At 70.1% G+C, this 26,188-nt stretch carries 16 protein-coding genes and 1 riboswitch; of the genes, 3 read left to right on the forward strand and 13 right to left on the reverse strand.

Annotation, left to right across the window (positions count from 1 at the left end; genetic code table 11):
- Nucleotides 1–124 precede the first annotated feature (124 nt).
- From NQ706_RS00730 to NQ706_RS00740, 3 genes are read left to right on the forward strand one after another with little or no spacing between them, the layout of a single operon-like run.
- Entirely contained in the window at nt 125–1,096 is a 972-nt protein-coding gene (locus NQ706_RS00730) for a MoxR family ATPase (protein ID WP_038567730.1), read from the forward strand.
- A complete protein-coding gene (locus NQ706_RS00735; RefSeq protein WP_038567728.1) occupies nt 1,093–2,193 on the forward strand; it encodes a DUF58 domain-containing protein in 1,101 nt (366 codons plus the stop codon). The genes NQ706_RS00730 and NQ706_RS00735 overlap by 4 nt, the downstream gene beginning before the upstream one ends.
- Nucleotides 2,190–4,385 (forward strand): transglutaminase domain-containing protein, encoded by a 2,196-nt coding sequence (locus NQ706_RS00740; protein ID WP_038567726.1) that lies wholly within the window; start codon nt 2,190–2,192, stop codon nt 4,383–4,385. Before NQ706_RS00735 ends, NQ706_RS00740 begins: the two co-directional genes overlap by 4 nt.
- Nucleotides 4,386–4,650: 265 nt before the next feature.
- On the opposite strand, the gene NQ706_RS00745 is transcribed toward NQ706_RS00740, so the two are convergent.
- From NQ706_RS00745 to NQ706_RS00805, 13 genes are all read right to left on the reverse strand, one after another.
- Nucleotides 4,651–6,303, reverse strand: a complete 1,653-nt coding sequence (locus NQ706_RS00745; protein ID WP_038567725.1) for an RNA polymerase sigma factor — start codon at nt 6,301–6,303, stop codon at nt 4,651–4,653.
- A gap of 303 nt (nt 6,304–6,606) precedes the next feature.
- A complete protein-coding gene (locus NQ706_RS00750; protein ID WP_006946612.1) occupies nt 6,607–6,969 on the reverse strand; it encodes a universal stress protein in 363 nt (120 codons plus the stop codon).
- 69 nt (nt 6,970–7,038) lie between these two features.
- Complete coding sequence (locus NQ706_RS00755; protein ID WP_081873629.1) at nt 7,039–8,211, reverse strand: homoserine O-acetyltransferase; 1,173 nt, start codon at nt 8,209–8,211, stop codon at nt 7,039–7,041.
- Nucleotides 8,212–8,245: 34 nt separating this feature from the next.
- A riboswitch (SAM riboswitch) is annotated at nt 8,246–8,354 on the reverse strand.
- 89 nt (nt 8,355–8,443) lie between these two features.
- Nucleotides 8,444–9,382: a hypothetical protein gene (locus NQ706_RS00760; protein ID WP_150112739.1), complete on the reverse strand. Its 939-nt coding sequence runs from the start codon at nt 9,380–9,382 to the stop codon at nt 8,444–8,446.
- Nucleotides 9,383–9,655: 273 nt separating this feature from the next.
- Nucleotides 9,656–10,342 (reverse strand): EcsC family protein, encoded by a 687-nt coding sequence (locus tag NQ706_RS00765; RefSeq protein ID WP_038567721.1) that lies wholly within the window; start codon nt 10,340–10,342, stop codon nt 9,656–9,658.
- Between the two features lie 128 nt (nt 10,343–10,470).
- Complete coding sequence (locus NQ706_RS00770; RefSeq protein WP_038570676.1) at nt 10,471–11,400, reverse strand: PAC2 family protein; 930 nt, start codon at nt 11,398–11,400, stop codon at nt 10,471–10,473.
- A 73-nt stretch (nt 11,401–11,473) separates the two neighbouring features.
- Nucleotides 11,474–11,917, reverse strand: a complete 444-nt coding sequence (locus NQ706_RS00775) for an HIT family protein (protein ID WP_038567719.1) — start codon at nt 11,915–11,917, stop codon at nt 11,474–11,476.
- 20 nt (nt 11,918–11,937) lie between these two features.
- A complete protein-coding gene (gene hrpA, locus NQ706_RS00780) occupies nt 11,938–15,852 on the reverse strand; it encodes an ATP-dependent RNA helicase HrpA (RefSeq protein WP_235182020.1) in 3,915 nt (1,304 codons plus the stop codon).
- 118 nt (nt 15,853–15,970) lie between these two features.
- The gene (locus NQ706_RS00785; protein ID WP_038570673.1) at nt 15,971–17,224 is read right to left on the reverse strand and encodes a DUF445 domain-containing protein; all 1,254 of its coding nucleotides are present in this window, start codon (nt 17,222–17,224) and stop codon (nt 15,971–15,973) included.
- 161 nt (nt 17,225–17,385) lie between these two features.
- A complete protein-coding gene (locus tag NQ706_RS00790; RefSeq protein ID WP_051805783.1) occupies nt 17,386–18,696 on the reverse strand; it encodes an McrC family protein in 1,311 nt (436 codons plus the stop codon).
- Nucleotides 18,693–21,545, reverse strand: coding sequence for an AAA family ATPase (locus NQ706_RS00795; RefSeq protein ID WP_404360245.1), 2,853 nt, complete (start codon nt 21,543–21,545; stop codon nt 18,693–18,695). The genes NQ706_RS00790 and NQ706_RS00795 overlap by 4 nt, the downstream gene beginning before the upstream one ends.
- Before the next feature lie 292 nt (nt 21,546–21,837).
- Nucleotides 21,838–23,034, reverse strand: coding sequence for a phosphoglycerate dehydrogenase (gene serA / locus NQ706_RS00800; protein ID WP_038570664.1), 1,197 nt, complete (start codon nt 23,032–23,034; stop codon nt 21,838–21,840).
- Nucleotides 23,035–23,197: 163 nt separating this feature from the next.
- Nucleotides 23,198–26,125 (reverse strand): vitamin B12-dependent ribonucleotide reductase, encoded by a 2,928-nt coding sequence (locus NQ706_RS00805; protein ID WP_038567716.1) that lies wholly within the window; start codon nt 26,123–26,125, stop codon nt 23,198–23,200.
- Nucleotides 26,126–26,188 lie beyond the last annotated feature (63 nt).

Consider the following 26,188-nt stretch of genomic DNA (forward strand, 5'->3'; position numbering starts at 1 on the left):
CAGTGGAGGGCGTGCGTGGAGGGCGGTGGAGGGCGGTGCGCTCGTCGGCCAGGCGGGTGACGACGCATCGGACCCCGCGGGGCGAACTGTGGCCGGGGAGGGAAGTTTGGCAAGATCGTGAGTCATGGAACGCCGCAGCCCCGAGCCCCGCCCCGCGACCACCGACGTCCTCGGCCTCGCCGACGCCGTGCGCCGCAACGTCGCCCTCGTCGTCGAGGGCAAGGACGACGTCGTGCTCACGGCCGTCACCGTGCTGTTCGCGGGCGGTCACCTGCTCGTCGAGGACGTGCCGGGCGTCGGCAAGACTGTGCTCGCCAAGGCCCTGGCCCGATCGGTCGACGCGACGATGCGACGCATCCAATTCACGCCCGACCTGCTCCCGAGCGACATCACCGGTGTCAACGTCTACGACCAGGGCAAGGGTGACTTCACGTTCCGTCCGGGCGCGGTGTTCGCGAACATCGTCATCGGTGACGAGATCAACCGCGCCTCGCCGAAGACGCAGTCGGCGCTGCTCGAAGCGATGGAGGAGCACCAGGTGAGCATGGACGGGCGCACCATGCCGCTGCCGCGCCCTTTCATGGTCGTCGCGACACAGAACCCCGTCGAGATGGACGGCACCTTCCCCCTGCCCGAGGCGCAGCGCGACCGTTTCATGGCGCAGATCAGCATGGGTTACCCCTCTGCGCGCGCCGAGCTCGACATGCTGCTGCACCACGGTGAGAAGGACCCGCTCGACACGCTGCGTCCCGTCGCCAGCGCCGACGACGTCGAGCACGCGATCGATGCCATCGCGTCGCTGCACACGAGTGACGCGCTGCGTCAGTACGTCGTCGACCTCGTCGCCGCGACGCGCAGCCACCCCAGCCTGCGTCTCGGCGCGAGCCCGCGCTCCTCGCTGCAGCTGCTGCGCGCGGCGCGCGCCCACGCCGCCATCGCGGGGCGCGACCACGCGCTGCCGGAGGACGTCGCCGCCATGGCGCCCGCCGTCCTGTCGCACCGTGTCCTCATGAACCGCGCCCAGCGCGACGAGACGCCCGGTGACGTCGTGCGCCACCTCGTCGAGACCGTGGCTGTGCCGTCGGCGTCGCGATGAGCGCGCTGCCGCGCCTCACCCGTCGTGGCCTGCTGCTCGCGGGAGCGGGCGTCTCCCTCGTGCTCATCGGCGCGTTCTCGGGTTTCACCGACCTCGTGCGAGCCGGAATCTTCGCGTTGCTGCTCCTCGTCCTCAGCGTGCTGACGCTGCTCGTCGCGACACGCGCGTCGGCGCAGGTGCGTCACGTCGGCCCGCGGTTGCCGCTCGAACCCGGTGACCGCGAGCGTGTCGCCGTCCACGCCGAGCTGTCGCCGTCGGCGCGCTTCTCGGGTGCCACCCTCCAGGAACCGCACACGTTCGGCGGCCCGACGCCGTCGTGGCCGGTCGAGGGGCGCCACTTCGACGGCGAATACGCGGTGAGCGCACCTCACCGCGGCCGCTTCGTCACCGGTCCGACGCGCCTGGTCGTGCGTGACCCGTTCGGCCTCGCGCACCTGACGCGGGACGTCGCCGCGCGCCGTGAGATCCGCGTGTGGCCCCGCCAAGACGTCGCGCTCACGCCGCAGCGCGAGCGCAGCCTCGTCGGCGACTCGAGCATCGAATCGCACCTCGCCTTCGGCGGCGAGGTCGGGGCGAGCGTGCGCCAGTACGTGCGCGGTGACGACATGCGCCTCGTGCACTGGCCCGCCACCGCTCGCCGCGGTGAACTCATCGTCCGCCAGCTCGACCCACCGACCGACGAGACCGCGCGTGCCCGGCTCGTCGGGCATGTCGAGACCCCGGGTGTCGACGCCGGATGGGAAGGCCTCGTCGAAGCCTGCGCCTCGTGGCTCAGTGCACGCGCCCGCGCGCACCAGCCCTTCGCACTGCGGGTCGGCGCCGAGACCTACCGCGATCTCCACGACGCGATGGATGCCCTCGCCGTCGCGGGTGATTGCCCCCTCGTCGACGACGCCGCGTCCGCACACGTCGTCTTCGTCCACGCCGACACCGCGGGCTCACTGGGGCCGGCGCCGTCCGGGGGTGAGGCGTTCGTCGCCGGATCACCCGATGCCGTGACGCCGATGCGCGCCCGCCTCGACGCCGACGGGTGGAACACACACACGGTGCCCGAGGCGCGCCCCGTCACCACCGCCCCCGCCGAAGGAGCTCGATGACCACCCGCCGCATCCTCGCCGAGGTCGCCCTGGGGCTGCTGTGCCTGAGCGCCTGCTGGCCCCTCGTCGAGCTGTCGAAGGCCGACAGCGTCGGCGTGCCGATCGTCGTGGCCGCGCTCGTCATGTGGGCGATCGGCGCCGGGCTGCGACGCGTGGGTGCACGCTCCTGGCTCATCGTGCTCGCGCAGGCGGCGGCCGTCGTGGTCTCGCCACTCGCGGCGCTCGCCGCGCACGGGGTCTCCCCGACCCCGTCCGCGCTGCGGGCCGCCGGCCACGAGGCGCAGAAGGTCGCCAACTCCTCCGTCGCTCCCCTGCCGGCCGTCGCCGGCATCATCGCCGCGCTGACGCTCGGCGCCGCGCTCGTCGCCCTCGTCGTCGACTACGTCGGGGGCACGTCGAAGCTGCCGGCCGCCACCGTCCTGCCCGTCGCGGCGCCGTTCGTGCTCGCGACGACCGCCCTCGGTCAGACGTTGCCGCTGCCCTACTTCGCTGCTGCCGCAGCCGCGTGGGCGCTCCTGATGTGGCTGAGCACGAGTCGTTCCCGCACGTTGACGGGTGCGCCCGTCTTCGCCGCCGTGACGGTGCTGGCCGTGGCCGGCGCCGCCGCCCTGTCGGGGCACGTGCCGACCCGCGCGACTCCGGCTCTCGCCGAGGGTGGGGCCCGGGGCGTCGACACGAGCGTGGACTTCTCGACATCGCTCGACCTGAGCAAGGATCTGTCCTCGCGCAACGCGGCGCCCGTCCTCACCTACACCACCGAGGACTCACAGCCCGGCCCGCTCCGGGTGACGACGAGCTCGACGTACGCGGACGGCCAGTGGCGCGCGCGCACGAACGAGCCGACGACGAAGGTGAGGGCCAACAGCGAGTTCCCAGCGCTCGGCTACGACCCGGCCGTGCCGACGACGAGCTCGCAGGCCACCGTCACGCTCAACGGGATGAAGCCGCCGTTCATCGCCGCGCCGACGACGCTGCGCGCCGCCGCCTTCGGACAGGGCCACGACACCTTCGACGTCGGAACGACGACCGGCGTGCCGCACCTCGCCGCTCAGGTGCCCGCGTACGCCGTCATCTTCCGGACGTTCACGGCGGCAGCGCGCCCCGTCGACGACTCGGCCGTCAGCGCCGGAACCGGTGGGGTGACGAAGGACGACCTCGCCGTCGCCTCGCTGCCGCAGGCGGCCCGCACGCGGATCGACGCGCTGCTCACCGCCTCCGGCGCCGGAGATGCGACCTCGCGTTTCGACAAGGCCGTCGCCATCCAGAACCACTTGCGCACCGACCCGTCCTACACGTACTCGCTGACGCTCGCCCCGACCCGCACCGTCGACGGCGCGAAGCTCGACCCCCTGTCCAACTTCCTCGAGACGAAGCAGGGTTACTGCACCCAGTACGCCACCGCGATGGTGATGAGCGCGCGCTCGCTCGGCATCCCGGCGCGCGTCGCGATCGGATTCCTTCCCGGCACGAAGCGGGGCAACGAGTACGAGGTCCGCGCCGCGGACGCGCACGCCTGGCCGGAGCTGTACTTCCCCGGCATGGGGTGGACGCGGTTCGAGCCGACGCCCGGTTCGCGCTCGGGCGCGGCCCCGGCCTACGCACGGACGAGCCCGTCGGCGACGAAGTCGTCGTCGAGCGCCCCGACGACGAGCTCGAGCGCGCCCGTGCCGTCCACTCGTTCGGTTGCCCCGTCGACGACGCAGACGTCGAGGTCGACCTCGCACGGCGCGCCGGTGACGCCCCACGACGACGGCGTTCTTGGTCGCGTCCTGCTGACGCTACTCGGTGCACTGGCCGTCATCGCCCTGCTCGGCGCATTGCCGCTGCTCGGTTGGTGGCGACGCAACCGCCCGGTGCGTCAGGCACGTGAGCCCCGCGAGCGTGACGAGGCGCTGTGGCACCGCATGGTGTGGAACCTGCGCGACCTCGGGTACGTCATCACGACCGAGCGATCCCCACAGGAAGCGGCCGGCCGGTTCGCCGACGACAACCCGCGCGCGTCGACGCACCTCGTCGAAGCCGTCGAACGCGCGGCACGCTCGATCGAGAACTCGCGCTACGCCCCGACGCCTGCGCGGGGCATGGCCGCCACGACCGAACGCGTGACGCGCGCAGCCCGCTCCGACGCCTTCGTCGGCGCTCGCCTGCGGGCGTGGCTGCTGCCCCGCTCGGCGTTCGGGGCACGGAGCTGACGTCGCCGCGGGGCCCTTCGAGCGTGGGTTCCGCGGAGCGTCAGGCGTTCTGGCTCGTCCGGTGTGCCGGATGGTCGGGCACTCGACCCGTCAAGGTCGCGGATATCTGCGGTTTCCCTACGCCCAGACTTCTCGAACGAGGCCCTCTAAACAGGGCATACATGACGAACCGGCCCGTATCCACTCGAGTGGATACGGGCCGGTGGCGTCGTGCGCGAGGCTACGAACGCCTCGCGCCTCGTCCACGACTCTCAGTCGAGGATTCTCAGTCGAGGTAGTCGCGCAGCACCTGCGAGCGCGACGGGTGCCGCAGCTTGCTCATCGTCTTGCTCTCGATCTGGCGGATGCGCTCACGCGTCACGCCGTAGACCTTGCCGATCTCGTCGAGCGTTTTCGGCTGGCCGTCGGTGAGGCCGAAGCGCATCGAAACGACGCCCGCCTCGCGCTCGGACAGCGTGTCGAGCACCGAGTGCAGCTGCTCCTGCAGCAGCGTGAAGCTGACGGCGTCCGCCGGGACGACGGCCTCGGAATCCTCGATGAGGTCACCGAACTCGCTGTCGCCGTCCTCACCGAGGGGCGTGTGCAGCGAGATGGGCTCGCGGCCGTACTTCTGGACCTCGATGACCTTCTCGGGGGTCATGTCGAGCTCCTTGGCCAGCTCCTCCGGCGTGGGCTCGCGGCCCAGGTCCTGAAGCATCTGACGCTGCACGCGAGCCAGCTTGTTGATGACCTCGACCATGTGCACCGGGATACGGATGGTGCGCGCCTGGTCGGCCATGGCACGCGTGATGGCCTGACGGATCCACCACGTCGCGTACGTCGAGAACTTGTAGCCCTTGGTGTAGTCGAACTTCTCGACCGCGCGGATGAGGCCGAGGTTGCCCTCCTGGATGAGGTCGAGGAAGAGCATGCCGCGACCCGTGTAACGCTTGGCCAGCGACACGACGAGACGCAGGTTGGCCTCGAGGAGGTGGTTCTTCGCGTTCTTGCCGTCCGAGGCGATCCACCACAGCTCGCGCTTGAGCTTCATGTCCATCTTGGCGCCCGACTCGAGCTTCTGCTCGGCGAACAGGCCGGCCTCGATGCGCTTCGCGAGCTCGACCTCCTGCTCGGCGTTGAGCAGGGCGACCTTGCCGATCTGCTTGAGGTAGTCCTTGACCGGGTCGGCCGTCGCACCCGCCGTCACGACCTGCTGGGCCGGCGCGTCATCCTCGTCACCCGGACGCAGGACGAAGCCGCCCTTCTCGTCTTCGGCCTCGCCGGCGGGCTTCTTCGCCTCGTCGACCTCCTCGGCGCCTGCCTCGACGTCCGTCACGACGACGTCGTCGATCTCGACGTCCTCGGCGACGACCTCGTCCGGCTCGCCAGCGGATGCCTTCTTGGCGGTGGTCTTCTTCGCGGTCGTCGACTTGGCCGCGGTGGCCTTCTTCGCCGTCGCCTTCTTGGCTGTGGTCTTCTTGGCGGCTGCCTTCTTCGCGGGGGCCTCACGCGCCTCGTCGGCGGTGACGTTCTCGTCGAGCTCGACGTCAGTCTCAGCCTCGGCGGCCTTCTGCGCCGCCGTCTTCTTGACGGCAGCCTTCTTCGCGGTCGTCGTCTTGGCCGCGGTGGTCTTCTTCGCGGCAGCGGTCTTCGTCGCCGTCTTCTTGGCAGTCGACTTCTTCGCCGCGCTCTTGCGCCCGGTCGTCGTGGCGACGGCCTGGGCCGCGTGAGCCTCGTCGAGCACGATCTCGATGCCCTCGGCCCCCAGCGCCTTCAGCACCGCCTTCTGCTTGGCCATGGAGATCTTCGCTTCTTCGAGGGCGGTCTTCAGCACCACGCTGTCGACCGTGCCGCTCGCGCGCCCCTGCTCGAACAGAGCAATGACCGCGGGATGGTCGATGTCCGCGGGAAGCGCGGAGGTCTGAGCCGTTTCGGACACTGAGGTCACCAACTACCTTCCGAGAGTGCACAACGCATCGGGCAGGCGCAATCGCGCGCCGAGCGCTTCGTACGAGGGAAGAGACGAACCACGGGGTCGGGATCCGACGAGAGCCAGTTGCTCGAGGCTCACCTGAGCTCGCATGACACCGTGGTGCCTGATTCGATCCCCCGCGTCGCTTCTTCCACCATTATAGAACTCTGGGTCGAGAACCGCAGAATCACGGGGTTCAACGCCCCTGCATGCGCGGGTGTTCCCGACCTGACGCAAGCGCGTGAGGCCGGGGTTGGGAGCAGCGCGAGATCAGTGCGCTGTGGGCTTGACCGCGAGGACGGGGCACGGCGCGTCGAGCAGCAGCCGCTGAGCGCTCGAACCGAGGATCAGCTTGCCGACGGGCGTGCGGCGACGCAGCCCGATGACGAGCAGCGCCGGGTCGAGTTCGGCCACCTCGTCGAGGATCACCTCGACCGCGTCCTGGCCCTCCTCCACCTGCACGACGCGGCCGCCGACCGCGTCCGCACTCTCCTGCGCGGCAGCGCGCGCGTCGTCGCTCGGGACGGTCGAGACGAGTACGAGCGGGCGCCCCAGCACACTCGACTGACGCACGGCCTCGGCCACCGCGGCCTCACCCTCCGGGCCCGGAGCGAAACTGACGACGACGGACATGCGCAACCCCTGTTCTGCGACTGTGGCGATCGGCTCACACGCTACCCGAGGTGCCGCGAGCGCCCGCCGTCACGCCACGGGACGGACGCGGCCCGCCTCGGCCGTGAGCGGCCGGGCGATGACCTCGCGCACGAGCGCCGCGATCTGGTCGGCCTCGATGAGGAAACCGTCGTGACCGTGCGGCGAGTGGATGAGACGCAGCCGTCCGCGCCCGTGAGCCCGGACGATGTCGGCGGAGGCGCTGACCGGGAACAGCCGATCGGAGTCGACCGCGGCGACGACGAGCTCACCCCCGAACACCCGAAGCGCAGGCTCGATGCCGCCGCGGCCGCGGCCGACGTCGTGCGTCGCCATCGCCTGCGTGAGCCGCACATAACTCATGGCGTCGAACCGCGCGACGAGTTTCGCGGCGTGGTGCTCGAGATAGCTCTCGACGGCGAACAGGCCGCCGTCGAGCGTGCGGTCCGCTCCCTGCGACTCGCGCCCGAACCGCTCCTGCAACTCGTTCGCGCTGCGGTAGGAGGTGTGCGCGATCTGGCGGGCGAGCCCGAGCCCCGACGTCGGGAAGACGCCCTGCTCGAGGTAGCCGCCACCCCGGAAATCCGGGTCAGCTTCGATTGCCCGCACCTGCGTGTGCCCCCACGCGATCTGGTCGGCGCCCGCCGCCGCGCAGCTCGCGACGACGAGGGCGCGCTGCACCCGATGCGGGAAGGTCGCCACCCACTCCGCGGCGCGCATCCCGCCGAAGGAGCCGCCGATGACGGTATGGAAGCGCGCGATGCCGAGAGCGTCGGCGACCCGCGCCTCGGCGCGCGCCTGATCCCTGACGCTGACGTGTGGGAAGCGCCCGCCCCACACCCGGCCGTCTGGTGCGAGCGACATGGGACCCGTGCTGCCGCGACAGCCGCCGAGGACGTTGATCGCCACGACGAACAGCTCGTCGGTGTCGAGGGGCGCGCCGGGGCCGATGAGACCAGGCCACCACCCCGCCGTCGGCTGCCCGGGGCCGACCGGCCCGACGACGTGCGAGTCTCCGGTCAGGGCGTGCTCGACGAGGACGGCGTTGCTCGCGTCGTCGTTCAGCTCGCCCCAGCACTCGTACGTCATGATGACGTCGGGCAGGGCGGCGCCGTTCTCCAGCGTCAGGGTGCCGATGTGGACGGCACGTGCGTGCGGGTTGAACCCGTCGTCGGTGAGGGGCGCCGCGGGGTCGGCCACGGCGAGGCGACGGTGCGAAACCATGACGTCCTCGATTCCGAGGTGGGTCGCAACCCACCTCTCGCGCTTGCCGCCCACGGGCGGCCCTGTCGTCACCCGGGGCACCCCGCCGCGAGGGAGGGTTGCCGCTCAGCAAGCCGGGGCTTGTGTCGCTGAAACTCTTGACCTGCGACACAGTAGGCGGCCCTGCCCGCGGCTTCCATCGTTCGCGCGACGACGTCCACGATGTGGCGCGCTCCCACAACCGGCACGCTCGTCAGGCGACGGAACTCTGCCGAGCCTTCGTGTGGAGCGCACCGACGGCCTGCTCGTACGACAACCCCGTGCCTGTGATGTCGCGCAGCAGTTGCCCCAATGACGTCCGCCCGATGCGCAGCGACGCCGCGGCGCACGCACCGGCTCCCCGCAGGTCGCCTTCGCGCCAGGTCGCGGCGGCCTCGAGGGCCTTCCACGCGGCGCGGCCGTGGCGCGGCACGAGCGGCAGCCAAGTTCGCAGGCACGCGCTCGTCATCGGCGGGCCCGGCTCGCCGAGCGGCGTGCCCGGGCTCAGCAGACGGAAGAGTTCGGGTGCGACGCACAGGAGGATCTCATCGCGCGTCGGGCCGTCGACGACAGCGTCGGCGAGCACCTGCAGGTCGGCGCTGCGGGAGCGTCGCCGGGTGCCCGACGCGGTGTCGGGGACGTCGCACAACCGTGCCCAGGCGGCTCGAACGTCGACGACGCTGGGAACGGGGCGCGCGGTGGCGGCCATGGCCTCGCCGCCGCGGCGGACGTCGCGAAGCTGCTCGCGGGTCTGCTCTGACAGGGACGGGATCTCGTGGATCGCGCCGTCACAGCAGCCGAGCTCGCATTCGATGGCCCACCAGTGCTCGTCGCTGGCACCGAGGACGTGGTGCAGCGGCACGCGGCGCTCGATGCGTTTCGCGAGGGCCGCGATGTCGACGCGGCCCGGCTCGCAGCGATAGGCGATGGCGATGGCGGCCTGCGCACCCATCGTCGCGCGCCGCTCAGCGACGACGTCGAGCATGTGCGCCGTCTCCCCGTCGCACGCATCGTCCGCCCAGCCGAGCACCCCCGCGAGCGCACCGTCACGTTCGAACAGGACGATGACGGCGCCCGCCCCCTCGGAGCCGACGAGATCGGGAAGGCCTGCCACCAGGGCGCTGAGGCCCTTGAGTCGTGTTGTTGTCTTCATGCCCCCAGCGAAACCCATGACGCCACCCGCGCGCTTACCACGAGCCACAGACCTGTGGACGAGGCATCCTGCGGGCCGCGAAACGGGCCGTAGCCGTCACACCTGTGGGTGAGTGGGCCGTTCGAGCAAGGCCAGGCGGGGGTTCGCGGCCCGTCAGATCGTCGCCCGCAAGCCCGTTGACGCGCTCGGACGACACATCGCCGAACCGGCCCGGACACGCCGAACGCCACCCGTACGAAGACGAGTGGCGCTCGGTGCGGAGTCAGGAAGACGTCAGGCTGACGGCGGGATCTGCGCGACGAAGTCGCGACGCGCCGACTGGGCGATCTTGCGGATGAGGACGACGTCGAGGCCGCCACCGACGAAGCCGCCCGCCACGGGGATGAGGCGCGGAATGCGCGTGAGGAAGCGACGCCCCACCTGCGAGCCGAGACGGAACGCAACGGACTTGTTCACGACGGCGAGCGCCGCCGGTGGCAGCTTGCGCGTGGCGACGTTCGTCGCGACGCCACCCGTCATCGGGCCGAGGCCCTTGAGGACCTGCGTCGCGTCCGCACCGATGAGGTCGAGCAGGATCGCCGAGCGCACGGCTGGGTCGTCGACGTCGTGACCGTTGATGGCGGCGATCGCCGCGACCATGCGCGTCGCGACGGTGTAGAAACCGATGACGTTCGCGGGCAGTGCCACGGGGAGCGTGACGAAACCGCCGAGGTTGGTGAGGAAGCCGTTCGCGCCCGCGAGCTTGGTGTGTGATGCGACGACCTCGTCCATCGCCGCTTCCTTGGAGCCCGCCTTCTTCATCGCCTCGTCGGCGACGGCGCGGGCCGACTTGAACGTCGCCACGCCCCCGATGCCCACCGAGATGAGGTGCTGCGCCAGGGTGTTGGCCGTCGAGTCGAGCATGCCCGACGATTTCTCGGGGGCTGCAGGAGCCTTCTTGTCTTGACCGAATCCGAACATGAGGTGATCCTCCCAAGTTGGCGGGGGCCCGGCAAGCCACCGCAGGGGTGACGGCAGCCTGGCGAGCGTTGCGAAGCCTGCGCGGCCGTCGGCTCAGACCCGACGGCCGGCGAAAAGCGCTCGCGGGCTCACAACGAGCCCTTGGTGCCCGGATCCTCTCCCTCGGCGCGCAGGAACTGCTCCAGCTCGGCGCCGATCTCGTCGGCGCTCGGCAGGTCGTTCATCTCGGCGGCAAGGAGTGAGCGTCGACGACGCCCCTCGGTGAAGGCGTCGTACTGCCGCTCGAGGCCATCGACGACCTCGGTGACCTCGTCGTTCTCGCTGATCTGCCTGGCGATGTCGGCGCGGTGCAGCCCGGCGATCGCGGCGAGCTCCTGAGCGGGGATCGCCAGCCCCGTCAGCCCGCAGACGGCCTCGAGCGCGGCGAGCGCGGCGTCCGCGAACTCGACCTGAGTGAGGTAGTGCGGCACGTGGATCGCGAAACCTGCGGTGTCCATGCCCGCCTCGGCGAGCCGGATGTGCATGAGCCCTTCGGCACTCGAGGGCACCTGGACGTTGCCGAAGAGCGGCTCGTTCTCCGTCAGCAGCCGCTGATCGGAGGCGAAACGCGTGAAACCGACCGGGCGCGTGTGCGGCACCGCCATCGGGACGCCGTGCGCGCTCACCATGAGCGAGACGCCGAGGTTCGCGGCGAGGATGCGAACGGCCTCGCTGACGCGCTCCCACTGGTAGTCGGGCTCGGGGCCGGCGAGCAGCAGGAACGGCGTGCCTTCGGCGTCGACGAGGCGGTACAGCACGAGAGCCGGGTCGTCGTACTCGCTGTAGCGGTCGCGATCGAACGTCATCATCGGGCGGCGACCGCGGTAGTCGAGCAACTGGTCGACGTCGAACGACGCGACGACCGTGTGCTCGAGCGTGCCCAGCATGTGCGCCGTCATCAACTTCTGCGTGTTGCCCGCGTCGATGAAACCGCCCAGCGAGACCACGAGGGTCGAGGCGCTCTGCTCGGCGAGCGGGGTGTCGGTCTCGATGCGGAACAGTTGCGTGGGATCAAGCACGTCGTACTCCTTCGTCAGGTGCTCACCGTTCAACGCCCCGCGCGCGGGGATGATTCCCCCACGCCGCGGCCGCTCAGGTCTGCGGCGATGCGGCGTCCGGAACGGTCTCGGCGTGACCGTCGGTGCGCAACTGCGCCCGCAGCGCCTCGGCATTCTCGGCGAGGATCTGCTGGTCCTGGCCTCGCGTGACGGCGTGCGGGTCGAACTCGGCCGGGCTCTGCGTCGGCCACACGTGCAGGTGCAGATGCGGCACCTCGTACCCCTCGACGAGCAGGCCGACGCGCTGCGCCTGCCACGCGCGCTGCTGCGCCTGACCGATGATCTGCGCGACACCCGTGAGATGCGCGAAGACGCTCGGCGGCGCCTGCGTCCACTCGACGATCTCCCCGCGCGGCACGACGACCGTGTGCCCGTCGGTGATGGGGTCGATGACGAGGAACGCCACGCACACCTCGTCCTGCCAGACGAAGTGCGCCGGGATGTCGCCGTCGATGATCTTGCTGAAGATGCTCGCCATGGCCTCCAACCTACGCCCGATCAGCGGGCCTCCGCAGCGTCCATCGCCTTGTAGATCCGCTTCTCGGACACCGGGTGAGCGGTGCCCAGACGCTGCGCGAACTGGCTGACGGCAAGCTCCTCGATCATCCAGCGGATGTCGAGCACGTCGGCGTCCCCACGGCGCTCGGGGCGCAGCCCGGCGACCATGTCGTCGTACTCGCGTCGCACGGTCGCGACGAGGTCGGCGCGGTCGGCGTCACGCACGAGATCGGTGACGCCCTTGTCGAGCCGCTCGAGCATGCCCCGTACGTAGCGATCGAGGTGACCGAGGCGCGCCAACCCGGTCTCGGCGACGAAACCGGGATGGATGAGCGCGACGAGGTGAGCGGCAACGTCGTCGTGCAACGCCTTCGCCGCGGGCGCCGTCAATCGTGACAGCTCGAGCTGCACCTTGGCGGCGTGCTCGAGCACGGGCGCGAGCTTTTCGGCCGCCTCGAGCACGAGCGGTGCCACCTGCTGACGGATCGCCGTGAGCGCCACGTCGAACTGCTCAGCGTCGCGCACCTCGCGCCCGGGCATGCCTTCGATGACCGCGTCGACGGCGGCCGCGAGAACGTCGTCCATGAGGGTGTCCATCGAACCGTGCGGGTTGTTGCCGAGCGCGAGCTTCTGCCGGTTGCTCATGAGGCCGAGGATTCGCTTCCACGGCACCTGCGTGTTGAGCAGCAGCAGACGGCGGGTGCCGAGCCGAGTGGCCTGGCGCGCCTCGGACTCGGTGCCGAGCACCTCGACAGCGACGTCACGGCCGTGGTCGACGACAGCCGGAAAGCCCGTCATCCGCTGGCGGCCGGCCGACTTGGTGAACTGGCGGGGCAGCTCACCGAACGTCCACTGCGTCAGCCCCTGCTGCTCGAGGTCTCCGGCGGCCTTCGCGATCGACTGACGCAGACGCCCGGCGAGTTCGTCCTGCAGCGCCGCGAGATCCTTGCTTTCACGGATCTTGCGGCCCCGCTCATCCTCAACCCTGAACGTGACCTTCAGGTGGTCGGGCAGCTTCCCCGGGTCCCAACTCCCCGCGGGCACACGTACCGAGGTGAGACGGAACAGCGCCTCGCCCAGCTCGTCGGCGAACGGGACCTCACCCGGGCGACCCTGGGCATCCATGAGCGCCAGCGCCCGCCGCGCATGGTCGGGAGCCGGGACGAAGCTGCGTCGGATGTTCTTCGGCAGCGACTTCACGAGGGCCGTCGCGAGTTCCTCACGCATACCGGGCACGAGCCAGTCGAACCCGTGATCCTCGACCTGGTTGAGCACCGGCAGCGGCACGTGCACGGTGATGCCGTCGGCATCTGCACCCGGCTCGAACTGATACGTCAACTTGAGCCTGAGACTGCCCTGTCGCCACGACTTCGGGTAGGCCGACTCGTCGACGGCGTCCGCGTCGTCGGCGACGAGCAAATCCTCGGTGAAGGTGAGCAGGCTCGGGTTCGTGCGACGCTCGTTCTTCCACCACCGGTCGAAGTGCGCCCCGGAGACGATGTCCGCCGGGACGCGCTCGTCGTAGAAGTCGAACAGGACGTCGTCCTCGACGACGAGGTCACGCCGTCGGGCGCGCGCCTCCAGGTCGGCGAAGCGCGCGCGCAGCGCCGCGTTGTCCTTGAGGAACTGGTGCTGCGCATCCCAGTCACCCTCGACGAGAGCGTGACGGATGAACAGGTCGCGAGAGACCTCCGGGTCGATCGCGCCGTAGGCAGCCTTGCGGCCCGCGACGATCGGGATGCCGTACAGCATGACCCGCTCGGACGCGACGGCCCCCGCGCGCGAGCGCTCCCAGTGCGGTTCGGCGTACGAGCGCTTGACGAGGTGGGCGCCCGCCCGCTCGATCCAGGCGGGGTCGACGACGGCGTTGGTGCGCGCCCACATGCGGGTCGTCTCGACCAGCTCGCCCGCCATGACCCAGTCCGGTTGGCGTCGGAACAGCGTCGAGCCGGGCTGGATCGCGAAACGCGCCTGGCGGGCGCCGAGGTACTCGCGCTTCTCACGATCCCGCAGCCCGACGTGGCTGAGCAGACCCGTGAGCAGCGCCTGGTGGACGGCATCCTCGCCCGCGGCGTTGTCGCTCATGAACAGCTTGGCCTGCTTGCACGCTGCCTTGAGCTGACCGTGCAGATCCTGCCATTCGCGCAGCCGCAGGTAATGGAGGTACTCGCGCTTGCACAGGCGCCGGAAGGCACTGCTGGACAGTTCGCGCTGCTGCTCGCGCACGTAGTTCCACAGGTTGAGGTAGCTGAGGAAGTCGCTCTTCTCGTGCTTGAACCGGGCGTGCTGCTGATCCGCCTGGGCCTGCGCGTCCGCGGGGCGCTCACGCGGATCCTGGATCGACATCGCCGCGACGATGACGAGTACCTCCCGCAGCGAGCCGTTCTCGGCGGCGGCGACGAGCATGCGTCCGAGCCGCGGGTCGACGGGCAGGCGCGCGAGGGTGCGGCCGGTCGGCGTCAGCTTCTTGCGCGGCCCCTGAGCGGTGGTGTCGAGGGCGTGCAACTCCTCGAGCAGCGCCAGGCCGTCCTTGATCTGGCGGGCGTCGGGCGCGTCGACGAACGGGAAGCGCGCGATGTCGCCGAGGCCCAGGGACGTCATCTGCAGGATGACGCTCGCGAGGTTCGTCCGCAGGATCTCGGGGTCGGTGAACTCCGGGCGGGACGCGAAATCCTCCTCCGAGTACAACCGGATGCAGATGCCGTCGGCGACGCGGCCGCACCGGCCGGCGCGCTGACGGGCGGAGGCCTGCGAGATCAGCTCGATCGGCAGACGCTGCACCTTCGTGCGCTGGCTGTAGCGCGAGATGCGCGCGGTGCCGGTGTCGATGACGTAGCGGATGCCCGGCACCGTCAGCGACGTCTCGGCGACGTTCGTCGCCAGGACGATGCGTCGCCCGTGGTGCGGGGCGAAGACGCGATGCTGCTCGGCGGCGGACAGGCGCGCATAGAGCGGCACGATCTCGACGTCGTGACGCGCGCGCCCCCAGTCAGCGCCTTTGAGCGCGTCCGCGGCGTCGCGGATCTCGCGCTCACCGGAGCAGAAGACGAGGATGTCCTGCGCCGAACCGTCACCGCTGCCTGAGCGCCACAGCTCCTGTGCGGCCTCGACGATGCCCGTCACCTGATCGACGTCCTCGAGCTTGGGGTCCTCCCCCGGCTTGCTCGGCGCGAGCTCGCGCACGAGGGGCCGATACCGCGTCTCGACGGGGTAGGTGCGCCCCGAGACCTCGATGATCGGCGCGGGCCCGTCCGGGCCGGCGAAGTGCTCGGCGAAGCGCTCCGGGTCGATCGTCGCGGACGTGATGATCACCTTGAGATCGGGGCGCCGCGGCAGCAACTGCTTGAGGTAGCCGAGGATGAAGTCGATGTTGAGGCTGCGTTCGTGCGCCTCGTCGATGATGAGCGTGTCGTACTGACGCAGATCCCGATCGCGTTGCATCTGCGACAACAGGATGCCGTCGGTCATGACGCGCACGCGGGTCTTCTTCGACGACTCGTCGACGAAGCGCACCTGATAGCCGACCGTCTCACCGAGCGGCGACTCGAGTTCTTCGGCGAGCCGCTCGGCGACCGAACGCGCCGCGATGCGTCGCGGTTGGGTGTGGCCGATGGCGCCGGCGCGCCCGCGCCCCAGTTCGAGGCAGAACTTCGGCAGCTGCGTCGTCTTGCCCGAACCCGTTTCGCCCGCGACGATGACGACCTGGTGGTCGCGGATCGCCTCGAGGATCTCGTCTTTCGCCTCGACGACGGGCAGGTGGCCCGGGTAGCGCAGGACATACGACGCTGCTTCCGATGTGGGGTCGGGGATGGCCTCGGCGGCCAGGGCCGGTTCGTCCCCTCGGGGTGACGCGTTCGCTCTGCTCCGGCTCGGCCTGCGCCGGCGGGACGATGAGGCGAGCGGCGGCCCGGGCATCGCCGGATCGCCGTTCGAGGAAGGTTGCGAAGGTCTTGGAGTAGTCACGATTCGCTCATTTTCTCACGCGCGCCGGTGATGGCCGCGCGCGTTCGGGCAGGGCCCAGCGCCCCCGCCGTCAGGGCAGGAGCTGGCTGAGCGTGTAGATGAGGAGGCCGACGAGGCCGCCGACGACGGTGCCGTTGATGCGGATGAACTGCAGGTCGCGCCCGACGAACGACTCGATGCGTTCGGAGGCGTCCTGCGCGTCCCAGCGCTCGACCGTCGAGGAGATGAGGGCCGTGATCTCGTGGCCGTATCCCTCGACGCCGGCGGCTGCGACGTCCTCGAGGCGACGTTCGAGGCTCGCGTGGAGCGCGTCATCGGTGCGGATGCGCTGCGCGAGCGCCCGCAGGTGGTGGACCATCCGCGCCCGCAGCTCGCCGTCAGGATCCATGAGAGCGTCACCGAGCATCCGACGCACCGACGACCACACGTTCAGGGCCGCGTCGGCGACGCTGGGGTGGGTGAGGAAGCGCTGCTTGAGGTTCTCCGCCTGCTGCTGGGTCTTCTCGTCGTGCTGCAGGTCGTGCGCGGCGCGAGCGAGGAACGCGTCGATCGCGCGACGCATCGCGTGATCGGGTGTGTCGCGCACCTCCGCGAGCCACTTGACGATCTCGAGGTGGATGCGGTCGACGACGGCGTCGTCGAGCCACTGCGGTGACCACCACGGCGCCTTCGCCCCGACGATGCGCGTCACCGCATCCTTGTTCTCGCTCACCCAGACGTGCATCTCGGTGACGCAGACGTCGACGAACCCGTGGTGCGTGCCGTCCGCGACGACCCCTTCGAGCAGGTGCCCGCCGAGTTCGCCGATGGGCTCGCGCTGCAGACGCGGGATGAGGACGGCGTCGAGGAAGTGGCGCACCTCGTCCTCGTCGAGGCTCTCGAGCGCCTTGTTGAGCTGCGGGGTGATCTGGGCGACGAGCCGCTCGGCCTGACCGGGGCGCTCGACCCAGGCCGCGACGCGTCGCGGGACGTCGACGCCGCGGATGCGCTCGCGCACGAGATCGGGGGTGAGGAAGTTGGAGGCGACGAACTCCTCGAGGCTCTTGCCCAGCTGATCCTTGCGCGTCGGGATGATGGCCGTGTGCGGCACCTTGAGACCGAGGGGGTGACGGAACAGCGCGGTCACCGCGAACCAGTCGGCAACGGCACCGACCATCGCAGCCTCGGCCGCCGCGTTGACGTACCCCCACGCCCCGCCATGGCCGTGCGTGAGGATGTAGATGACGGCCGCGAGGACGAGCAGCCCCGTCGCCACGAGGCGCATGCGACGCAGCGCAGCACGGCGCTCGAGATCGGCGGGGGCCAGGTTCATCGTCGTGGACACGCCGCCACGATAGTCGGGCTCTCGCTCGCGCACCGCCTCGACGGCACCGGGTTTCGCTCAGGGCGCACTGCGGACGCCGGTGCGTGGCGGCCGCGGGGTGACGTGCGCGGCGTCTCGGGTGTCAGGAGACGCAGGGGGCGTGCGCAGGAGCTCGGCGCCCGTCACCCGCACAGACGCCGCACGTGCGCCGCGAGATCGTCGAGGCCATCGCTCAGCTCACGCCACGACGCGTCGAGGTCGACGTGCCACGAGTGGACGCTCGCCCGCGTCGCCGGCATCCGGATGCGGCTCGCCGGGCGGCGCCGCGCGTGGGCATAGACGACGAGTGCTGCGTCGAGGTCGAGCGAGGCGGCCTGCACCATGACCGGGAAGAAGGCGGCCGCGTCGTTCGCGACGGCGGCGGCCGGGTCGCGAGGAGTCCGCGCGGTGTCGCGACCTCCGCCCGTCATGAGGTGCAGCGGGTCACCCGTGCGGCGGGGCACGTCGTCGTCACCGAGGTGGTAGCGGGTGCCGATGACGAGGCGGGGGCCGCTCGCGTCACGCACGAGGATGTCGGCGGTAGCGCGCAGCGACGCGGCGTCGTCGAGCGCGAGCTCCTCGGCCTGCTCGACGCGATGCGCGGGCCACAACCGCGCCCGCAGCTCGGTGGCGACGAAGCGCAGGAAGACGAGGTCGACGTCGACGAGGAACGCGTTCGCACCGCGCTCACCCGCGTCATGACGGATCGAGAAACCGTCGATCGCGAGACGCGCCAGACCCATCGCGTGCTCGTAGTGCGCATTGAGCCGCGTCAACGGGATCTCGAGCGCCAGCTCCCTCGGATCGGCGTCGGCGACCCCGTCGAACCGCGCGAGCAGCTCGACGGCGAGACGCCGCGTCTGCGGGCTGAGGCCGGGGGCGCCGAGCACGCGGACGACGGCCGCGCGCAGCAGGTGGTTCTCGACGACGTCTGACGTGAACTCCTCGAACCGGCACACCGGGGCGCCGACTGTCCACGGTCTGCGGGCGAGCTGGGCGACGAGCAAGCGGCCCCGCAGCGTCGAACTCTCCTCCTCGCGCGTGCGATACCCGTGCAGCAGCCCGCGGCGGGTCGCCGCCTCGACAGCGCACAGGACGACGAGCGCCGAGCCGTCGAGCAGTTCGCCGTCACCCGCGAAATCGCTCGTCTCACTCCCCCACGCGATCGACGCGTCCTGTCCGCCGAGCATCGCGAAGATCGATGCCATCCGCACGCGTGGCACGATGCGCACCTCGAAACCGGGAACGCTGACCGTGCCGACCCACGACGTCGTCTCGACGACGACGGCCTCCGGATCGGCCGTGGCGAGCAACCTCACCCGATCCGAGCCGACCGAGAACAGGGCGCGACGCGCACTGCTCGGCACGCGGACCGGCTCCGAACGCGAGTGCTCCGCCAGGGTGAGGCGAACGCGCTCGTCCGGCGCGAGGGCACCGGCCGCGAGCGCCGTCATGGCCCCTCGGGCGTCGCGTCGTTCGTGGCGCGCGCCGCGTCGTCGTCAGCATGCGCAGCCTGGGCGTGCCGTTCGAGCACGGCCTCCCAGGTGAACGTCGCGAGCACGTCCTCGCGCCCGTAGAGCTGATCCTCGATGAACGGGTAGACGCCGTACTTCCAGATGCGGGCGAGCGCGGCGTCGTCGAGGTCGCGCACCATGAAGTGGCTGTGGCCGATCTGCAGGTGCGGGCCGCGCAGGATCTGACGCAGCTCCTCGTTGACCCGATCGACGACGCCCGCCACCCACACGGGGCCGTTCTCGCGCTCCAGCCAGCGCGCCAGCAGCCCCTCCATCGGGCCTTCGTGCGGCATGAACGGCAGGAAGTGGAAGCGGCGTCGCAGCGCAGCGTCGACGAGGGCGATCGATCGGTCGGCCGTGTTCATCGTGCCGATGAAGTACAGGTTCGAGGGCAGCTGGAAGCCCTCGTCGGGCCGGTAGCTCGTCATGACCGACTGCGAGCGGTACTCGAGCAGGAACAGCAGCTCACCGAAGACGCGCGGCAGGTTCGCGCGGTTGATCTCGTCGATGACCATGATGTGCGGCGTCGTCGGGTCGGCCTCGGCGGCCTCGGCCATGAGCGCCAGCGGCCCCTTGCGCAGTTCGTAGACCATTGCGCCAGCGGCGTCGAGACGCGGGCGGAAGCCCTCGAAGAAGTCCTCGTACGACGTGGACGGGTGGAACTGCACGACGGCGCGCTTCGTCGGGTCGGGCTGCAGGGCCGCCGCGAATCGCTGCGCCATGAACGTCTTGCCCGTCCCGGGCGGACCGTAGAAGATGAGCTGCTTCTTTTCCTGCAGCAACTCGTCGATCTCGCGCAGGAACTCCTCGTCCACGAGCAGATCCGCCGCCGCCTCGGCGACCAGATCTCGTTCGGGGTCGACGCTCGTCTCGCCCTTGCGCAGCAGCCACAGCGCGAACTGCACCTGCCCCCACGGGTCGTTCGGCAGCAACGGTTCGAGCTTGCCGCGCAACCGGTCCGCGGCGATGACCTGCAGCCGACCACGCGACAACTCGCGCCGACGCGGCAGGACGACACCGAGCGCCTGCGCGAGAGCGACCTTGCCGTCACGCCCCGTCATCGCGTACACGGGCAGGTAGCGGTGCGGGTGCGCGATCGCCAGGAGCTTCATCGCGACCGCCTCGTCGAGCGAGACCTCATCGGCGCCCTCGGGGTCGATGACCGCGTCGATGCGGTCGGCGTCATCGCCCTCACCCCACAGCAGGTGCGTGACGGAGCGCGCGAGGTTCTCGAGGCCACGCGCATCGAGCGCGGCGAGGCGCGCGTCGAGGACACTGTGCGTGCCCGTCGACCCGTAGGCGCCACCGGCGATGATGCGCTTGAACGTCGCGAGGTCGAACGCGGCGAGCGCCTCCGCTTCGAGCGAGGCCGCGAAGGTGCGGCGCTGCTCGACGTGCCACTGATCGCGCTCCGCCGGGTACGGACGGTCGGCCAGGAAGGCGCGCAGCGCGATGGCGAGCTCCTCGTCGATGCCCTCGACGGGCGCATCGGAGCCGCGCATCGTGTCGACCAGCGGCAGCACGCGGCGCACGGTGTCCTCGACGTCCGCGGCGAAGCTGCGCCGCCCCACCCCGTCGGGGTGCGGGAACCAGCGGCCGACGAACACCTCGCCACCCTCGTACGACGCCCCCGTCGGCGTCAGGCGGTCCGGCGCGCCGGCCGGGCCGAGATGGATGAACTCCAGACCGGCAGGCAGGTTTTGCTCGAGCCCCGAGCCGAGCTCCTCGTGACGTTCGGCGCCCGCCGCGGGATCCCAGCCCGACATCAGCCCGACGGCGATGCCGGAGCTCGTCATCCACACGCGCAGGGCGGGCGCTCCCCCGCTGCTCGCGGGCAGCAGCCACGTCGAGTGCGAATCGCTGCGGTAGGCCGCCCGCGAGGACGCCTCCGTCCGGGTCTGCAGGCTCGTCTCGGCGAGCTTGACGCCGGTGGCGCGCTCGAGCTGCTCGTGCAGGCTGCGCGCGACGAGCGCGGCATGACCGCGCAACTGCAGCGCCAGGGACGCGGCGCGGGCCTCGGACTCGCCGTCCGGATAGCCGACTCCCTGCTCGAAAGTACGGTGTAGTTGCGTCGACTCGGTCGCCAGCGCAGGCAGCGCCGCGCCGAAGCCGACGAACGACGGCTTCTCGCCCAGCGCCGTGACGACGCGCTGCGCCCGGTAGGCGCCGGCGGGGCTGAACGCACGGCACAGCGTCACGAAGTCGACGTAGCGCTCGGCGTGCGTGAGGTGGCGCCCCATCCACCCCAGGGTCGCGAACGCATCCGCCCCACCCGGCCACAGCACCGGCCAGTCCCCCTGGCCGGAGGTGGCCCACACGAGCGACAGGAACGTCGGCACGCGCGCGAGATCAGGCCCACCGGATCCGATGACGTCCTCGAGACGCGCGATCGACGTGCCCGCCTCGTCGAGCGAGGTCGGGGTGACGAGCACCTTCGCCAGCACGTCCTCGAGCTCGCCGAGGCGGTCCTCGCGGTGCGCTACGACGCGCGGCAACCAGTGCCGCGCGAGCGCGCCCGCCCCGACATATGGGCCCGGCCGCGCGCCCCACTGAGCGAGGGCCTCGGCGAAGCGCTCGATGTCGGGGCGACGGATCATCGCCTCGACGTCAGCCCTCAGTTCGACGTCGCGGGCGTGCGCGAGCGCGTCGAGCTGCTGCCACGACGCGACGAACGCGGGATCGGCCTCGACGTGCTCGGCCATGAGGTCGTACGTGCTCCGCCACCGACCCAGATCGGTCTCGCGCTGGCCATCCGCAGCCTCGTCGGACCACGTCATGGGGGCTTGCATCACACCGTCACTCTCGGCACGGCGAACCCTCAGCGAGGGCCGCCGTCACCTGCGTCGAAGGGGGGCATTCGGCGACGCGGAGCCTGCGGCTGCGGCGTCGTCGGTTCTGCCGGTCAGTCTAGCCTGCGACTCACCCTTCGGACGGTGTGCGTCCGGTGGCTCGAGAGAGGACGTCCGAAGGCGCCGACGACCACGCGATGGCGCGGGTACGCGCTTCGCGGGGGCGGTTCGGGGGCCGCTGACGTTGCACCCGCACACCGTCGCGGGAGCGGTCGCGGCAGGTCGGTGCGGCTCAGCGCACGACGCGCAGCCTGATCGTCTCCGGCATCGCGCGCAGCTGGTCGAGGACGGCGTCGGGCAGCTGGGAGAGGACGTCGGTGACGACGTAGCCGGTGTCCGCGGCGGTGTCGAGCATCTGACCCTCGATGTTGACACCGTGCTCGGCGAGGATGCCGTTCATGCGCGCCAGCGCACCCGGCACGTTCTTGTGGAAATGCACGATGCGGTGCTGACCCGGGCGCTCGGCCAGGTTGAGCGACGGGAGGTTGACGTTGAGCGTCGTCGAACCACGCTGGACGTAGTCGCGCAGCTTCGCGGCGACGAACCGTCCGATGTCCTCCTGCGCCTCCTCCGTCGAGCCGCCGATGTGCGGCGTCAGCACGACGTTGGGGATGCCCTGCAACGGTGAGTCGAACGGATCGCCCTTCTTCTTGGGCTCGGTCGGGAACACGTCGACCGCCGCACCGGCGATGTGACCGGATTCGAGATGCGTCTTGAGCGCGTCGTAGTCGACGACGAAACCGCGCGAGAGGTTGAGGAACAACGAGCGCGGGCGCATCGCGGCGAACTGCTCGGTGCCGAAGAAACCGGCGTTGCCGGAGCGTCCGTCGACGTGCAGCGTGATGACCTCGGCGATCGACAGCAGCTCCTCGAGCGACGAGCAGCGTGTCGCGTTGCCGAGGGCGAGCTTGTCGTCGGTGTCGTAGAAGTAGACCTGCAGGCCGAGCATCTCCCCGACGACCGACAGCTGCGAGCCGATGTTGCCGTACCCGACGATGCCGAGCTTGCGGCCGCGGATCTCGTGGCTGCCCTTCGCGTCCTTGTGCCACACCCCGTCGTGCAGCGCGCGGTCCTTCTCGCTGAGGCGGCGCGCCATCATGATGATCTCGGCGATGGCGAGTTCAACGACCGAGCGCGTGTTGGAGAACGGTGCGTTGAACACGACGATGCCCCGCCCCGCGGCGTGCGCGAGGTCGATCTGGTTCGTGCCGATGCAGAAGGCCCCGATCGCCTGCAGGTCGGGCGCGTTGTCGAGCACGCGCGCGCTCACCTCGGTCTTGGAGCGGATGCCGAGCAGGTCGACGCCCTGCAGCGCCTCGATCAGCTCGTCCTCGTCCATCGCGCCGACGCGCATGTCGACCTCGAAGCCGGCCTCGCGCAGCAGCGCCTCCCCCAGGGGGTGCACGTTCTCGAGCAGCAGTGCCTTCACGGCCGGTTCCTTTCGCTGGCGGTGACGACGACCTGACGCGTCGCTCACATCATGAGACTTCATCGAGGCGATCGCAGGACGATCCATCTCAGTGGACAAGACGGCAGGCGCCGTCGATGACTCTCGTCACCGGCGACGCCTGCCTTCATGCCTCAGCGAAGCGTCAGCTGCAGCCGGAGGTGCTTCCGCAGCCCTCGCACACGTAGCAGCTACCGGCCGGACGCATCTTCGTCCCGCACGTCATGCACATCGGCGCATCCGCGGCGTGACCCTGGAACTTCTCGAGCAGCTCGGTGGAGCTGTGGATCTCGTTGCTCACCTCACGGGCCGAGGCTGCACCCGAGCCCGAGATGACCTCGTCGGCGTGCTCCTCGTCCGACGTCTTCGGAGCTGCCGGCGCAGTGGTACTCGCGCGCTCCTGACGGGCCGGGGCGGCCGTCTGCGAGTTCGACTCCGCGTCGAAGCTCTCGTCGTCGTCCTCGCTCGGAGTGTAGGAACCCGTTTCGAGCTGACGCGCACGCTCGGCCGCGGTGTGGATGCCCATGAACGAGCGCGTGTCGAAGTCGAGGTAGTCGAGCGCCAGGCGGCGGAAGACGTAGTCCATGATCGACTGCGCCATGCGCACGTCGGCGTCGTCCGTCATGCCGGCCGGCTCGAAGCGCAGGTTCGTGAACTTCTCGACGAACGTCTCCAGCGGCACGCCGTACTGCAGGCCGATGGAGACCGCGATCGAGAACGCGTCCATGACACCGGCGAGCGTCGAACCCTGCTTGCCGAACTTGAGGAACAGCTCGCCGAGGTCACCGTTCTCGTACGTGCCGGCGGTGAGGTAGCCCTCCGCGCCGCCGACGGCGAACGACGTCGTCTGCGACGAGCGACGCTTCGGCAGACGCTTGCGGACCGGACGGTACTCGATGACCTTCTCCGCAGCCGGGGCCTCGGTGCTGGTCGCGGCGGGCTCGGACTTCTTCTCCGCCTTGCCGTCGGACAGCGGCTGGCCGACCTTGCAGTTGTCGCGGTAGACCGCGATGGCCTTGAGGCCGAGCTTCCAGCCCTCGAGGTGCACCTCGGCGATGTCGTCGACGCTCGCGGTCTCGGGCAGGTTGACCGTCTTCGAGATGGCGCCCGACAGGAACGGCTGGCAGGCGGCCATCATGCGCACGTGGCCCATCGGCGAGATGGCGCGCGCACCCATGGCGCAGTCGAAGATCTCGTAGTGTTCGGGCTTGAGACCGGGCGCGTCGATGACGTGGCCCTTCTCGGCGATGTGCTCGACGATCGCCTCGATCTGCTCGTCCTGGTAGCCCAGCTTCTTCAACGCACGCGGGATCGTCTGGTTGACGATCTGCATCGAACCGCCACCGACGAGCTTCTTGAACTTGACGAGCGAGAAGTCGGGCTCGATACCCGTCGTGTCGCAGTCCATCATGAAGCCGATCGTGCCGGTCGGGGCGAGGACGGAGGCCTGCGCGTTACGGAAGCCGTTCTTCTCGCCGAGCGTGACGACGTCGGCCCAGGCCTTCGTGGCGAGGGCGTGGATGTCGCTCGCCATCGCACCCATGTCCTTGTGCGACGACAGCTCGTCGTTGGCCGCGCGGTGCTTGCGCATGACGCGGTTGTGCGCCTGGCTGTTCTGGGCGTAGCCGGCGTAGGGGCCGACGACGGCCGCCATCTCCGCGGAGCGCTTGTAGGCGGCACCCGTGAGCAGCGAGGTGATCGAGGCCGCCAGGGCGCGGCCACCGTCGGAGTCGTAACCGTGGCCCGTCGCCATGAGCAGTGCACCGAGGTTGGCGTACCCGATGCCGAGCTGGCGGTAGTCGACGGTCGTCTTGCCGATCGACTCGGTCGGGAAGTCGGCGAAGCAGATCGAGATGTCCATGGCCGTGATGACGAGTTCGACGACCTTGGCGAACGTCGCCGCGTCGAACGTGTCGTCTTCCTTGAGGAACTTCAGCAGGTTGAGCGAGGCGAGGTTGCAGCTCGAGTTGTCGAGCGACATGTACTCCGAGCACGGGTTCGACGCCGTGATGCGGCCCGTCTCGGGGTTCGTGTGCCACGCGTTGATCGTGTCGTCGTACTGCACGCCCGGGTCGGCGCACTCCCACGCGGCCTTGTTGATCTTGTCGAACAGCTCACGCGCATCGACGGTCTCGATGACCTCACCGGTGTCGCGGGCGCGCAGACCGAAGCTGCCGCCGTCGACGACCGCCTGCATGAATTCGTCGTTCACACGAACCGAGTTGTTGGCGTTCTGGTACTGCACGGAGACGATGTCGCGGCCGCCAAGGTCCATGTCGAACCCGGCGTCACGCAGCGCGCGGATCTTGTCCTCCTCGCGCGCCTTCGTCTCGATGAACTCCTCGATGTCGGGGTGGTCGACGTCGAGGACGACCATCTTGGCCGCGCGACGCGTCGCGCCACCGGACTTGATCGTGCCGGCCGAGGCGTCGGCGCCGCGCATGAAGGAGACCGGGCCGGATGCGGTGCCGCCCGAGGAGAGCAGCTCCTTGGAGGAGCGGATGCGGGAGAGGTTGAGACCGGCGCCCGAGCCGCCCTTGAAGATGAAGCCCTCCTCCTTGTACCAGTTGAGGATCGAATCCATCGAGTCCTCGACCGACAGGATGAAGCACGCGCTGACCTGCTGCGGGCTCGCGGTACCGACGTTGAACCAGACGGGCGAGTTGAACGAGAACACCTGGTGCAGCAGGGCGTAGGTGAGCTCGTGCTCGAAGATCTGCGCGTCCTCGTCGGTAGCGAAGTAGCCGTTGTCGCGCCCGGCCTTGGCATAGGTCAGCACGACGCGGTCGATGAGCTGCTTGAGGGAGCTTTCACGCGCGTCCGTGCCGACGGCGCCACGGAAGTACTTGGTCGTGACGATCGTGGAGGCGTTGAGCGACCAGAAGTCGGGGAACTCGACACCCGACTGCTCGAAGATCGTCTCGCCCGTCTTCCAGTTCTGCTGGAGGACGTCCCGCTTCTCCCAGGTGACCTCGTCGTAGGGGTGCACGCCGGGCGTGGTGAAAATGCGTTCGATCGTGACGCCGCCGGTGCGGCGTCCCGTCTTGGCGCGGGCCTTCGTCGTCTCGGTCATGACCGTGAGCCTCCTGGCAGGTGGGGTGAGCTGGTACGTGAGGGTGATCTGGGGGGCGCGCCC

The organism is Dermacoccus sp. BD5 (genome assembly GCF_044878485.1).
In the GTDB taxonomy this organism is placed as follows: Bacteria; Actinomycetota; Actinomycetes; order Actinomycetales; family Dermatophilaceae; genus Dermacoccus; species Dermacoccus nishinomiyaensis.